This window comes from Devosia alba, assembly GCF_039938915.1.
GTDB classification, from domain to species: Bacteria; Pseudomonadota; Alphaproteobacteria; order Rhizobiales; family Devosiaceae; genus Devosia; species Devosia alba.
Genome location: NZ_JBDUUI010000011.1, coordinates 114,849 through 128,703, shown reverse-complemented (window position 1 = coordinate 128,703; position 13,855 = coordinate 114,849). Strand labels below are relative to the sequence as shown.

Here is a 13,855-nt window from a genome sequence, read left to right as displayed (position 1 = left end):
CCTCCAATGCGTTGATGGACGGTATTGCCAGGGAAAGCCGGGAGCAGGCCTCGTCAATCGAAGAGGTCAACGCGGCGGTGCGCACCATGGACGAAATGACCCAGCACAATGCGGCGCTGGTGGAGGAGATCAATGCCGCCATCGAGCAGACCGAGACACAGGCCTCCGAGCTGGACCGGATCGTTGACGTATTTACCGTCGTGGAGCCCAGGGATGAGTTGGGTCGTCGGCCAGGCAGGGCAGCTGCCGCCTGACAAGCGTCAGGCGCCAAATGTGCCGGCAATTTCAGGGCTGCGCTTGCGAAAATGGACCGCAATCGTTTCCATGCAATTTGCCGACAAGGAACAGTTAATGGCTGTGGGCTAGTATTGCCCTCACACTGGTTCGGATCGCGCCCACCAGGCGTGCTTTCGTGCTGTTTTGGGGGATTGAGATGCGCAGATTCGGCCAGATTTTTGGCAATATCAAAATGACCACGACCATTGCGGCGCTGGTCATAATTTCGATTATCGGTTCGATTGCCGTCGTTTCGAGCACGATCTATTTCAACCTGCATGCCCAGTCGATCATTGACAGTGAGAGCCAGCAGGACGCCAACCTGGCCGTTGCGGCGACGATATTGGAACGCCGCATTTCGGGTTCGGTGCTGAACTGGAACGAAGACGGGACGATGCAGTCGTTCCAGAGCTGGGCCATTCCGCCGTTTTACGACAATGATGTGATCGACTCGGTGACGCGCGTTACCAAACAGGACGCCACGATTTATGTGCTGGACACGGCCAGCAACACGATGATCGGCAAAACCACCAGCCTGACAGCGGCGGATGGCACGCGACTGGTCGATACGGTGCTGGATGCGAGCAGCCCGGCCTTTGCGCCATTACTGGCCAATGAGCGCCATATTGGCCAGGTCACCATCAACGGCACCGACTATTTTGGGGCGTTCCAGCCGATTGCCAAGATGAGCGGTGAGATAATGGGCGCCGTCTTCGTGGGGACGCCGATGGAGGAGGTGAATGCGGCCGCCAACGGTGTGCTCGGCCTGATCCTGATGGTGGGCGGCGCGGTGACCGTGGGGCTTGGCGTGATTGGTTTTGTGCTGTCGCGACTGATCACCAAGCCGATCCCTCGGCTGGGTGGCTCAATGGATGCCATTGCCGAAGGCGATTATGAGGTCGAAGTACCCTATACCGATCTGGGTAATGAGGTGGGCGGCATGGCTCGCGCGGTGGAAGTGTTCCGCCAGAACGGGTTGCGTGTCAGCCAGATGACCGAGGCGGAAGCGGCGCGGATCATCGCCGAGCAGGAAAATCGTCAGCGCATGATGAGCGAACTGCAAAGTGCTTTTGGCGTAGTGGTTGATGCCGCCGTTGCTGGCGACTTTTCGCGGCAGGTTACTGTCGAGTTTCCGGATCCGGAACTCAACAGTCTGGCCTCAGGCGTCAACAATCTGGTGTCCACCTTCAGTCGGGGGGTCGCCGAAATTGCCCATGTGCTGGCCGCCATGGCCAATACTGATCTGACCGAGCGGATGGAAGGCGACTATGAAGGCGCCTTTGCGGGCCTGAAGACCGACGTCAATGCAGTGGCCGACAAGCTCACTGAGGTCATCGGACAGCTGCGCGACACGTCGGGAACGCTGAAAACGGCGACGGGGGAAATCCTCAGCGGCGCCAATGATCTGAGCGAGCGGACCACGCGCCAGGCGGCAACGATCGAGGAGACTTCGGCGGCCATGGAGCAGTTGGCGGTCACCGTCAACAAGAACGCCGAGCGTGCCGAGGAGGCCAGTAGCAATGCTGCGCAGGTCACACGCACCGCTGAAGAGGGCGGCGAGGTGATGAACAATGCGACGTCAGCCATGGAACGGATCACCGAATCCTCGGGCAAGATCTCCAACATCATCGGCATGATTGACGATATCGCCTTCCAGACCAATCTGCTGGCACTGAACGCCTCGGTCGAAGCAGCTCGGGCTGGTGATGCCGGCAAGGGCTTTGCCGTGGTGGCCGTGGAAGTGCGGCGCCTGGCGCAGTCGGCGGCGCAGGCCTCCAGCGAGGTCAAGGTGTTGATCGAACAGTCGGCTGGCGAAGTCAGCTCCGGCTCCAAACTGGTGGACGATGCGGCGGGCAAGTTGCGTGGCATGCTCGAAGCGGTGCGGGGCAATAACAGCCTGCTGGAATCGATCTCTCAGGACAGTCGGGAGCAGGCAACGGCCATCAAGGAAGTCACCGGTGCGGTCCGGACCATGGACGAGATGACCCAGCATAACGCGGCACTGGTGGAGGAAATCAATGCGGCGATCGAGCAGACCGAGGCGCAGGCCAGCGCGCTGGATATGATCGTGGACGTTTTCCAGATCGACGCCCAGCAGTTGCAGTACCGCTCGAGCGATGCTGCCGAGCCGCGTTTGACCAGAAGCGGCCAGGCCGCATAGGCCGCTGATGGGAGCGCTTGAGGGCCTCCAGCCGGACTGAACCAGTCATCCCCGCGATGCCCAGCGCGTCGCGGGGATTGGTCTTTTGTGGGCACGCAGCAAATAGTTGTGCGATTTGGGCGCGACAGGCAGGTGCTCATGCGAGGAGCGCGCAGCTGTGGCGTTAAACACTCGGTTAATGGCGACTTGGTAGGCTCGCGCGTAATTTGGGTGCGATGGCAGAAGCCAGACGCGCTGTTTTTGGGGCAAATGACATGATCAAGCGCGTTGGCCAATTTGTTGGCAATATCAAGTTGACTACTATGATCGCCGCTTTGGTGATCTCGGCAATTATTGTATCCGTAGCTGTCGTTTCAGTGGCGATTTTTGTCAATTTGAGCGCGGCGACGACCGCAAGCGCCATGCGGCAGCAGGTCACCAATATGCGGACCGCGGCTTCCATTCTGGAAGGCAATTTGCCTGGTGCCGAGGTGGAGTGGTCCGATACGGGCGAAATCGCGGCGATCCGGACCTGGGCCATGCCCCGCAAGTTTATCGACAATGGCATGGTGGATTCGATCGTCAGGGTGACCGACGCGGCTGCGGCCCTTCTTGCCTGGGATGAAGTCGAACAGGATTTCATCTGGATGACGACGACCGTGCTGGGGGCTGACGGCGTACCGATTGTCGGCACGCGGCTGGGCAAGGATAGCGCCGAGATGCGTGCCATGCTCGAAGGCAAGGCCATCTTTGGTGAAGGCACGATTGCAGGCCGGTCGTATTACACGGCCTATCAGCCTATCGTTGATCAGGAGAACGTGCCGGTTGGCGTGCTGTTTGTCGGCAGCGACCGGGCCGCGATTGATGCGGTGATTTACGAAACACTGCAGCTCTTGCTGATTGTCGGGCTGGCAACGCTCGCTGTGCTGGGCGTTGTCGGCTACGTGCTGTCGCGGCTGATGATGGCCCCGGTGCCGCGGCTGGCGCAGACGATGAAGGTTGTTGCCGATGGCGACTACGCATCAGAGGTGGCCTATACCGGGCGCGGCAATGAAATTGGCGAGATGGCGCGCGCCGTCGAGGTCTTCCGGCAGAATGGCCTGAAGATGACCGAGATGACCGAAGAAGAGCGGGCGGCATCGGTCCGCCGCCGCGAGGAGCGCACCGACATGATGGTGGCGCTGCAGGCGGCTTTCGGCGAAGTGGTCGATGCAGCCATCGCTGGCGATTTCTCCAAGCGGGTGCATGCCCAATTCCCCGATGAAGAACTGAACGCGCTGGCCACCAGTGTCAACAATCTGGTGGAAACCGTCGATCGCGGTATCGGCGAAACCGGTGTCGTGCTGGGCGCGCTGGCCGATACCGATCTGACCAAGCGCATGCAGGGCGCCTATCATGGCGCCTTTGCACGGTTGCAGAGCGACACCAATGCGGTGAGCGAAAAACTGACGGAAGTGGTTGGCAATGCCAAGCGGATCTCGGGCTCGCTCAAGCAGGCCACCGGCGAAATTCTCTCGGGCATGAATGATCTTTCCGAGCGCACGACCAAGCAGGCGGCGACGATTGAGGAGACGTCGGCAGCCATGGAGCAACTGGCATCCACGGTCGTCGAGAACGCCCGGATGGCCGAAGACGCCAATGGCAAGGCCCAGACGGTGTCGAGCAGCGCGACCCAGAGTGGCGCCACCATGACGGAGGCCAATGCAGCGATGGAACGCATTACCTCGAGTTCGGCCAAGATCTCCAACATCATCGGCATGATCGACGATATTGCCTTCCAGACCAATTTGCTGGCGCTGAACGCCTCGGTGGAAGCGGCCCGGGCCGGCGACGCCGGCAAGGGCTTTGCCGTGGTGGCGGTGGAGGTGCGGCGGCTGGCCCAGTCAGCGGCGTCGGCCTCAGCCGACGTCAAGGTACTGGTCGAGCAGAGTGCAACCGAGGTCAAGGGTGGCTCCAAGCTGGTGTCTGATGCCGCCACTCAGCTGGCGGTGATGCTTGAGGCGATCAATGAAAATGCGGTGTTGATGCAGACGATTGCGACGGCCAGTCGCAATCAGGCCTCGGCGATTGACGAGGTTTCAGTGGCCGTCCGGACCATGGACGAGATGACCCAGCACAATGCTGCCCTGGTGGAACAAACCAATGCGGCGATCGAGCAGACCGAGGCGCAGGCCAGTGAGCTGGATCGGGTGGTGGAGGTGTTCACCATTGAGGATGGCGGCGCAGCGCCCGTATCGTACAAGGCCACTGCGCGGCCCGCCGAGCCTGCCGGCCTGGTCGACAAGGTCCGCTCTGCGGCAAAGTCCTATCTCAGTCACGGCAATGCGGCGGTGTCGACGGACTGGAACGAGTTCTGATCCAGCTACATTGTTGCTGGTTTTCCAATGGGCGCCGAGAGGCGCCCATTTTCGTATCTTCCATGGCAGCCTCCGGTTTACCTGGCCTTAACGACAGTAGTGAATAACTTCCAGCGACGAATTTAGATTTCTATTCACCCCGATCCCTCCCGGCCGAGAGGCGAATAGACGGCAATATCGCCCATTTTGGAAACTGACCATGACACGACTATTTACCGGCAGTATCGCCCGGCGCCTCTACAGCCTGCTGTTTGTCTTCGCCCTCGGCCTGACCGGCATCGTCGCCTACCAGTTGTTTTCGCTGCACGAGAACCTGGTCAATTTCAAGCGCACCGAGATCCAGAGCGTGGTGCAGGCTGCCGTCGGTGTGGTCGAACACTATCATGAGCTGGCCGAGAACGGCACGCTTGAGCCAGAGCTTGCCAAGACGGTCGCGCTCGATACGCTGCGGAAAATGCGCTACCAGGGCGGCGAGTACCTCTTCGTCGACAGCTACGACTACGTCAATGTCATGCATGCCTATCAGCCCGACAAGGAAGGCAGTGAGCGTAGCGGCACCACTGATGGCAATGGCAAGCTCTACATGAAAGAGATGATCGATGGCGCCAAGGCCAATGGCAGCTATTTCGTGGACTATGCCTTCAAGGACAAGGATGGCGTGTTCAAGGACAAGGTGACCTATGCACAGGCCTTTGCGCCCTGGGGCTGGAGCATTGCATCGGGCGTGCTGCTGACCACGGTTGATACGATCTTCTGGGAATCGGCGCTCACCAGCGCGGCCATCGCCGCTGGCGTGATGGCGCTGGTTCTGCTGCTGGGCGCATTGATTGCGCGCGCGATCAGCCGGCCGGTATCGACGCTGACCGCCAATATGGAGCGCCTGGCCAATAACGACTTCGACATCAAGCTCGAAGGCGAAGATCGCAACGACGAGATCGGCAATATGGTTCGTGCTGTTGCGGTGTTCCGTGAGCAGGGGCTGAAGGTCAGCCAGATGACCGAGGCCGAGGCGGCGCGCATCATTGCTGACGAGGCGCAGCGTCGTACCATGATGAGCCAATTGCAGGGTGCCTTCGGCGAAGTGGTGGATTCCGCCATTGCCGGCGATTTCAGCAAGCGGGTGAATTCTGAGTTTCCCGATGCCGAACTCAATGGTCTGGCTGGCAGCGTCAACAGTCTGGTGGAGACGGTGGAACGCGGCCTCAGCGAAACCGGGCGGGTGCTCAAGGCACTGGCCAATACCGATCTGACCGAACGGATGAGCGGCGAGTATCACGGTGCCTTTGCGGCGCTGCAGGCCGACACCAATGCGGTGGCCGAGCGGCTGACCGACGTGGTTGATCGCCTCCAGCATACCTCGCACTCACTGCGCACGGCGACCGGGGAAATCCTGGCCGGGGCCAATGATCTGAGCGAGCGCACCACCAAGCAGGCCGCCACCATCGAGGAGACCTCGGCGACCATGGAGCAGCTGGCCGCCACTGTGCTGGCCAATGCCAACAAGTCCGGCGATGCCAGCGTCAAGTCGCAGGCGGTGTCGCGCACTGCCGAAGAAGGCGGCGTGGTGATGGGCCAGGCGACCGATGCCATGGAAAAGATCACCTCGTCCTCGGCCAAGATCTCCAACATAATCGGGCTGATCGACGATATTGCCTTCCAGACCAATCTGCTGGCGCTGAACGCCTCGGTGGAAGCGGCCCGGGCTGGCGACGCCGGCAAGGGCTTTGCCGTGGTGGCAGTGGAAGTGCGGCGGCTAGCGCAGTCCGCAGCGTCGGCCTCGGCTGACGTCAAAGTGCTGGTTGAGCAGAGTGCGACCGAGGTGTCGGGTGGCACCAGGCTGGTGGCTGATGCCGCCGGCAAGCTGGAGGCGATCCTGGTGGGAATTCGCGAAACCAGCCAGGTGATGGAAACCATTGCCCGCGACAGCAAGGAACAGGCCTCGGCGATCGAAGAGGTCAATGTCGGCGTGCGGCAGATGGATGAGATGACCCAGCACAATGCGGCGCTGGTGGAAGAGATCAACGCGGCGATCGAGCAGACCGAAAGCCAGGCTTCCGAGCTCGACGGGATCGTGGCCGTGTTCACCACGGCTGGAAAAGCCAATAGTGCGGCGATGGCCCGGACCGCCCTGGCGGCCAAGCCAGCCGCCAAGCCGGCCGCGCCGGTGCGCCAGGCTGCCAAGCAATATCTCAGCCACGGCAACGCCGCGGTGTCGACGGACTGGAACGAGTTCTAGGCCGACTTCTACTGCCACTAATGCAACGCCGACCGCGGGTTTCCGCGGTCGGCGTAGTCGTTTCCGGCAGTTGGTCGGGCCCGCCGCTTCAAAGCGCTTCATTAACCAATTGTTGAGTATGATTTGACGGTGTGGTGACCGTGGCGTGGACTGCGGGCACAGCACTCTACCATGCCGTCTTGCCAAAACTTCCGGAAGCCCCGATGCCTCAACTCAAACTCGCCTTCAAGCTGCCGGCCATGGTGGTGATCATTGCGCTGGCAAGCGGTATCAGCCTGGGTCTGGCGGCCTATTTTGCGGGCAACGCCATTGTCACCCAGCAGGCCGAACAGCGTCTGACGGCCGCTGCATCGAATGCGACTTCGGCGCTGGGCGCCTATCTGCAGGATGTTGCCGGGGATCTGACGCTGTTTGCCGGGCGCGCCGAAATTGCCGCCAATATTGACCTGTTCTCGGGCGCTATGGGTTCGCTGAGGGGGCAGGGCGATCCTGCCGCGCTGCTGCAGGACGCCTATATTACCCAGAATGCCAATCCGGCTGGTGAACGCGCGCTGCTCGACAGCTCCGACAAGCTGCCGGTTTATGATTTGCACCACCGCGCGCTGCATGCCGATTCCCGCGACCTGCTGGTCAAGAGCGGCTATGATGATGTGCTGCTGTTCGATACCGCGTTCAACAACGTTTATTCCGTGGCCAAGCAGGCCGATTTCGGCACCAATTTCGCCGAGGGTGCTGGCCCATGGTCGGATACCGATCTGGGCAAGGTGGTGCGTGCCGCCATGGCCGGTGAAGCCGGTCAGGTATTCCTCTCCGATTTCGCGCCCTATGGGCCCAGTGCTGGCGCGCCCGCCAGCTTCATCGCCTCGCCGGTCCATGATCAGGGCTTCCTGATCGGCGTCTTGGCCTATCAGCTGTCAGCGACCCGGATTGGTGCGGTGCTGGCGCAGACCAAAGGTCTCGGCGAGAGTGGCCAATTGTTCATTGTCGGTCAGGACAATCTGGCGCGGACTGACTCGCCGGCAACGGCAGACGATGACGTGCTGACGCTCAAGCTTGACGGCCAGGCGGTCGCGGCGGCGCTGGGCGGCAGCGCCGGGCTGGGCCCGCTCGAACAGGCCAATGGCACCAGATATGTCGCCGCCAGTCAGCCGATCAGCTTTGGCGGCGTCGACTGGGCGGTGGTGGCCCTGGAAAGCCAGCAGGAGATCGCGGCGGCCTCGGCCGACCTGCGCAACACCATGCTGATTATCGGTCTGGTCATGCTGGTGCTGGCGGCGATTGCCAGCGTGCTGTTTGCCCGCGCTGTTACCCGGCCGGTTTCACGCCTGACCACGGCCATGGCCGAGATCGCGGCCGACCAGTTCGATCTGGCGGTGCCGGGCCTCGAACGCGCCGACGAGCTGGGCTACATGGCCGAAGCGGTCGACGTTTTCCGCAGCAATGGTCTGAAAATGCGCGACCTGCGCTCGGCCGAGCTGGATATGAGCGACGAGCGGGCCAGCCAGGTCCGGGTTATCCAGCGCCTGCAGCACGACATTGGCGTCGTGGTGGCGGCGGCGCTTGCCGGCGACTTCTCGCAGCGCTTGCCGGTCGATCAGCCTGACGCGGATCTGCGCCAGTTGGCCGAGAACGTCAACGCGCTGGTGGAAACAGTGGACCGTGGGCTGGGCGAAACCGGTATTGTGCTGGCCGCACTGGCCCGGGCGGATCTCAGCGTGCGGATGCAGGGGGATTACCAGGGCGCCTTCGGCCAACTCAAGGCCGACACCAACGCGGTCGCCGAGCAGTTCAGTGTCATCGTTACGCAATTGCGCGACACGTCGGGCGCGCTCCGGACGGTGACCGGCGACATTCTGGCCGGCACCAATGATCTGTCCGAGCGGACGACGCGTCAGGCCGCCACGATCGAACAAACCGCCGCCGCCATCGAACAACTGGGCCGCACGGTGCAGGACAATGCCAGTGAGGCCGATGCCGCCAGCCGACAGGCCCATCTGGTCTCGGGCGACGCGGAAGCAAGCGGTGCGGTGATGGTACAGGCAACCGAAGCCATGGGTCGGATTACCCAATCATCGGGTAAAATCTCCAATATCATCGGGCTGATCGACGATATCGCCTTCCAGACCAATCTGCTGGCGCTCAATGCCTCGGTGGAAGCGGCGCGCGCCGGCGACGCCGGCAAGGGTTTCGCCGTGGTAGCGGTGGAAGTGCGGCGCCTGGCGCAGTCGGCGGCCAGCGCCTCGGCCGATGTCAAAGTGCTGATCGAGCAGAGTGCCAGCGAGGTGGCGGGTGGTTCGCGTCTGGTCGAGGATGCGGCCCAACGCCTGGTGGCGGTGCAGGATGCCATCAAGACCAGTGCCGGGATGTTGCACGGCATTGCTCAGGCCAGCCGCATGCAATCATCGGCGATTGATGAGGTCACCATTGCCGTGCGCCAGATGGACGCGATGACGCAGCACAATGCGGGGCTGGTTGAACAAACCAATGCGGCGATTGAACAAACCGAAATACGGGCCAAGGAACTGGACAGTATCATTGATGTATTCCGCCTGCAGGCGCCGGTCCCTCAGCGTGAGCGTCTGGTTGCCGGGCGCTAGCCAAAGCGGCTGCCGATCCTGGATTTCCGTTATTAAACTTAAGGATAGCCCTGGCGTTTACCGAAGGTTCACCAAGACTAACATAGCCTTGATATCTTGATCCGGATCAAAGCCGCGAACGCTGAAACGGACTTATCTCTGCTGGAAAAGCCTTTTTGGAGTGTGCGCCTTGACCAAAGAATCCGCCAACGACCTGCTGTCGTCCCGCCTTGCCTTTATCGGGCTGGACCAGGCCACAAGGGATAATCTGGCGGGGATTCAAGACCATATCGATGCCCACCTGACTCCGGCGCTGGACACGTTCTACGGCAAGATCGCGCAGGTGCCGGCGGTATCAAAATTCTTCGACGGCAAGGCCCAGATGAACCGGGCCCAGGGCAAGCAGTTGGGTCACTGGAAGGCGATTGCCAGCGGCCAGCTTGATACTGCCTATTTTGAAGCCAGCACCAAGGTCGGGCTGCGCCATGCCCAGATTGGCCTTGAGCCGCGCTGGCATATCGGTGGCTATGGCGTCATCATGGAGACCCTGATCAAGGGCGTGGTGCATGATTGCATGGCCAAGGCTCTGGAACCCAAGACCGGGCTATTTGGCCGCAAGGTCGCGCCAGAACCTGGCGCCGTGATGGCCGATGTCGACACCATGTCCGAGGCGCTGGTGGCGATTCTCAAATCCATGCTGCTTGATCTTGATATCGGGATAACCGCCTATTTCGACAAGCTGACCGGGGATGCGCGCACTGCCGATGATGCCGCCAAGGCCAAGACCGCCCGCGCCGTGCGGTTGACCGGCGCGGTGCTCAAGGATCTGGCAGAAGGCGACCTCACCAGCCGCATCACCGACGAGTTCGAGCCGGAATTTGCCCAGATCAAGGACGACACCAATGCGGTCGCCGAGCGTCTGACCTCGATTGCGACGCAATTGCGCCAGACCTCGCGGTCGCTGAAAACGGCGACTGGTGAAATCCTGGCCGGGGCCAATGACCTGGCTGACCGCACGACGCGACAGGCGGCGACCATCGAACAGACCACAGTGGCGGTGCAACAGCTGTCCGCGACCGTGGTGGAAAGCGCCCGGCTGGCCGGGACTGCCAGTGACAAGGCCCAGACCGTATCCAGGAATGCCAAGTCGGGCGGCGAAGTGATGTCGGACGCCAATGGCGCAATGGGCGCCATCGAGACCTCGTCGGGCAAGATTTCCAATATTATCGGGCTGATCGACGACATCGCCTTCCAGACCAATCTGCTGGCGCTGAACGCCTCGGTCGAGGCGGCGCGGGCGGGTGATGCCGGCAAGGGTTTTGCCGTGGTAGCCGTTGAAGTGCGGCGCCTGGCCCAGTCCGCCGCCAGTGCCTCTGCCGATGTCAAACTGCTGATTGAGAGCAGTGCCAGCGAAGTGCGCAATGGCACTCAATTGGTGGCCAAGGCCACCGAAACACTCAATGAAATTCTCTCGGGCGCGCAAGAGAGCGCCGCGCTGATCGATACCATTGCGCGGGCCAACCAGCAGCAATCGGATGCCCTGGGCGAGGTAGCGGTCGCGGTGCGGCACATGGATGAGATGACCCAGCACAATGCCGCCCTGGTGGAAGAGACCAATGCGGCGATCGAACAAACCGAGGCGCGGGCCGGCGAGCTTGATGCCATTGTCGATGTGTTCAAGCTTGGCGGTGGCAGCGGTGCTGCGGTGCGCCGTACAGCCCAGCCGGTGCCGGCGCTGAAGCGCACGAGCAATCTGGCCATCTCGCGGGACTGGAACGAGTTCTAGTTTTCGGGCGGTGCTGACACGGTTTGTCAGCACCATGCGGCAAGGTCGACGTGCCGAGGCGACAGGGTCGTCTCAACTGCGAGGGCCTTGCCATGCTGACCACCATTGTCGATCCGGTTTATCCAGACGCCTTTGGCGCTTTGGTGGCGCCTCTGCCTGCAGAGATAGCGGCGCTGACAGCGCGGCTGGTGACGCTGGTCGGGGCCCACCCCGGCCTCAGCGGCAAGGTGATGCCGGGCTGGCAATCGGTGAATTTTCGCCATGGCGTGGCGGGGCATGTCTGCGCGGTGTTCCCGCATCGCGACCGCGTCGCCCTGTATTTCGAGCACGGCAGACTGCTCGACAATAGCCACGGCTTGCTGGAAGGCGGCGGGCTCAAAAAGGGGCGCTACCTGCGGTTGGCGCCCGATGACGACATTCCGGTCGACATGATCGGCATTCTGCTCAGCGAGGCCATTGCCCTATCGGCGTGAAGCTGGTTGAACATCTTCCCAAAGCTGGAGGGTGGCATGGCACGCATTGGCCTGGTGGCGCATGACGACAAGAAGGATGAGCTGTGCGACTGGGCGCTGCGGCACAAGACCAAGCTTGGCGCGCACCAATTATGGGGTACCGGCACCACCGGCAGCCGCATCATCGAGGCCACTGGCATGCCGGTGACCCTGCTCAAAAGCGGGCCTCTGGGTGGTGATCAGCAATTGGGGGCGATGATTGCCGAGGGTCGGCTGGACGTTTTGATCTTTTTTATCGATCCGCTTTCCGCCCAACCCCATGATGTCGACGTGAAGGCGTTAACCCGTCTGGCAACACTTTACGACGTCATGTGTGCCAATAACGAAGCCACTGCCAATGCCGTACTGGCGTATCTGTGAGGGTAAAGCCCCCGGATTGCGCTGGCTTTAGGTTGACCGGTTGGCTGCCTTATGAGCAGATGCCGCAAAATCGCCTGGATTTAACCGGGTACCCTTGGCCTCAGGAAACGGGACGGATTTGGTGTCCTCAGACTTGGTTATAGACGTTCGCAACGTTACGAAACGCTTTGGCGGCCTCACCGCTGTCAATAATTGCTCGCTCTCGGTGCGGCGTGGTTCGGTCACGGGGCTGATCGGCCCCAACGGGGCCGGCAAGTCGACGCTGTTCAACATCGTGGCCGGCAATATCGTGCCCGATGCGGGCGTGGTGATGTTTGACGGCCAGGATGTCACAGGCCTTGCCCCGCACGAACTGTTCCGCGCCGGCATGTTGCGCACGTTCCAGATCGCGCATGAGTTCTCCAACATGACGGCGCTGGAAAACCTGATGGTGGTGCCGGGCAATCAGCCCGGCGAGTATCTGGGCAATGCCTGGTTCCGCCCAGGCCTCAGCAAATCGCGCGAGACCGAGGTGCGCAAGAAGGCGCTCGATGTCATCGATTTCCTCAAGCTGGGCCATGTGCGCAACGAATTGGCGGGCAATCTGTCGGGTGGCCAGAAAAAGCTGCTTGAGCTGGGGCGCACCATGATGGTGGACGCCAAGGTGGTGTTGCTCGATGAGGTGGCGGCCGGCGTCAACCGCACGCTACTCAACGATCTGGCGGCCAATATCGAACGCATGAATACCGAGCTGGGCTACACCTTCTTCGTCATCGAGCATGATATGGATCTGATCGGGCGGCTGTGCGACCCGGTGATCGTCATGGCGCAGGGCGAAACGATTGCCCAGGGGCCGATGAGCGAGATTCGCGCCAATCCGGCGATTGTCGAGGCCTATTTCGGCACCCCGGTGGAGACCGCGTAATGGCATTGATTGAACTCAAGCACGTCGTTGCCGGTTACGGCGGCGCGCCGATCCTCAACGGCGTGAACATGGCTATCGACCAGTCCGATATCGGGGTGGTCGTCGGTCCCAATGGGGCGGGCAAGTCAACGACGCTGAAGGCGATTTTTGGCCTGCTCAAGGTGACCGGCGGCACGATCGAATTTGACGGCGAAGAGATCGCCAATTCACTGCCTGACCGGCTGGTGCCCAAGGGGCTGAGCTTTGTGCCGCAGGAGAAGAACGTCTTCACCTCGATGAGCGTGGAAGAGAACCTCGAAATGGGGGCGTTCACCCGACGCGACAATTTTGCCGACACCATGGAATGGGTGTACCAGATGTTCCCGGTGCTGGCCGAGAAACGGCGCCAGCCGACCGGTGAACTCTCGGGCGGGCAGCGCCAGATGGTGGCGATGGGCCGGGCGCTGATGAGCAAGCCGCGGCTGCTGATGCTCGATGAGCCGTCAGCGGGACTGTCGCCGCGCTATGTGATCGAGATCTTTGAGACAATTGTGCGGGTCAACGCCGAGGGCGTGGCCATTCTGATGGTCGAACAGAATGCGCGCCAGGCGCTGGCCTTTGCCTCCAAGGGCTTTGTGTTGGCGGGTGGTCAGAACCGATTTACCGGCACGGGCGCAGAACTCATTGCCGATCCCGAAGTCGCCAAAAGCTTTCTGGGGGGCTGAAGGA

General features: G+C 61.6%; 9 protein-coding genes and 1 pseudogene. All 10 read left to right on the top strand.

Features of this window, described 5'->3' with window-relative positions:
* Positions 1-254, top strand: a pseudogene (locus ABFY71_RS15670) (methyl-accepting chemotaxis protein); the annotation flags it as partial.
* A gap of 179 nt (positions 255-433) precedes the next feature.
* Positions 434-2,437, top strand: a complete 2,004-nt coding sequence (locus ABFY71_RS15665; RefSeq protein WP_347946899.1) for a methyl-accepting chemotaxis protein — start codon at positions 434-436, stop codon at positions 2,435-2,437.
* 254 nt (positions 2,438-2,691) lie between these two features.
* Positions 2,692-4,773 carry a methyl-accepting chemotaxis protein gene (locus ABFY71_RS15660; RefSeq protein ID WP_347946898.1) on the top strand — a complete coding sequence of 694 codons (2,082 nt, stop codon included), beginning with the start codon at positions 2,692-2,694 and terminating at the stop codon, positions 4,771-4,773.
* Positions 4,774-4,972: 199 nt separating this feature from the next.
* Complete coding sequence (locus ABFY71_RS15655; RefSeq protein ID WP_347946897.1) at positions 4,973-7,009, top strand: methyl-accepting chemotaxis protein; 2,037 nt, start codon at positions 4,973-4,975, stop codon at positions 7,007-7,009.
* Positions 7,010-7,212: 203 nt separating this feature from the next.
* Positions 7,213-9,606, top strand: coding sequence for a methyl-accepting chemotaxis protein (locus ABFY71_RS15650; protein WP_347946896.1), 2,394 nt, complete (start codon positions 7,213-7,215; stop codon positions 9,604-9,606).
* 169 nt (positions 9,607-9,775) lie between these two features.
* Positions 9,776-11,371: a methyl-accepting chemotaxis protein gene (locus tag ABFY71_RS15645; RefSeq protein WP_347946895.1), complete on the top strand. Its 1,596-nt coding sequence runs from the start codon at positions 9,776-9,778 to the stop codon at positions 11,369-11,371.
* Positions 11,372-11,463: 92 nt separating this feature from the next.
* Positions 11,464-11,844, top strand: a complete 381-nt coding sequence (locus ABFY71_RS15640) for a DUF1801 domain-containing protein (RefSeq protein WP_347946894.1) — start codon at positions 11,464-11,466, stop codon at positions 11,842-11,844.
* 36 nt (positions 11,845-11,880) lie between these two features.
* On the top strand, positions 11,881-12,243 hold the full coding sequence (locus ABFY71_RS15635; RefSeq protein ID WP_305577267.1) for a methylglyoxal synthase: 363 nt from the start codon (positions 11,881-11,883) through the stop codon (positions 12,241-12,243).
* Between the two features lie 121 nt (positions 12,244-12,364).
* Positions 12,365-13,147, top strand: coding sequence for an ABC transporter ATP-binding protein (locus ABFY71_RS15630; protein ID WP_305577266.1), 783 nt, complete (start codon positions 12,365-12,367; stop codon positions 13,145-13,147).
* The gene (locus ABFY71_RS15625; RefSeq protein WP_347946893.1) at positions 13,147-13,851 is read left to right on the top strand and encodes an ABC transporter ATP-binding protein; all 705 of its coding nucleotides are present in this window, start codon (positions 13,147-13,149) and stop codon (positions 13,849-13,851) included. Before ABFY71_RS15630 ends, ABFY71_RS15625 begins: the two co-directional genes overlap by 1 nt.
* Positions 13,852-13,855 lie beyond the last annotated feature (4 nt).

Coding starts and splice junctions, on each gene's coding strand:
- ABFY71_RS15660 (WP_347946898.1), top strand. CDS start 2,692: ATGATCAAGCGCGTTGGCCAATTTGTTGGCAATATCAAGTTGACTACT.
- ABFY71_RS15650 (WP_347946896.1), top strand. CDS start 7,213: ATGCCTCAACTCAAACTCGCCTTCAAGCTGCCGGCCATGGTGGTGATC.
- ABFY71_RS15635 (WP_305577267.1), top strand. CDS start 11,881: ATGGCACGCATTGGCCTGGTGGCGCATGACGACAAGAAGGATGAGCTG.
- ABFY71_RS15640 (WP_347946894.1), top strand. CDS start 11,464: ATGCTGACCACCATTGTCGATCCGGTTTATCCAGACGCCTTTGGCGCT.
- ABFY71_RS15665 (WP_347946899.1), top strand. CDS start 434: ATGCGCAGATTCGGCCAGATTTTTGGCAATATCAAAATGACCACGACC.
- ABFY71_RS15625 (WP_347946893.1), top strand. CDS start 13,147: ATGGCATTGATTGAACTCAAGCACGTCGTTGCCGGTTACGGCGGCGCG.
- ABFY71_RS15655 (WP_347946897.1), top strand. CDS start 4,973: ATGACACGACTATTTACCGGCAGTATCGCCCGGCGCCTCTACAGCCTG.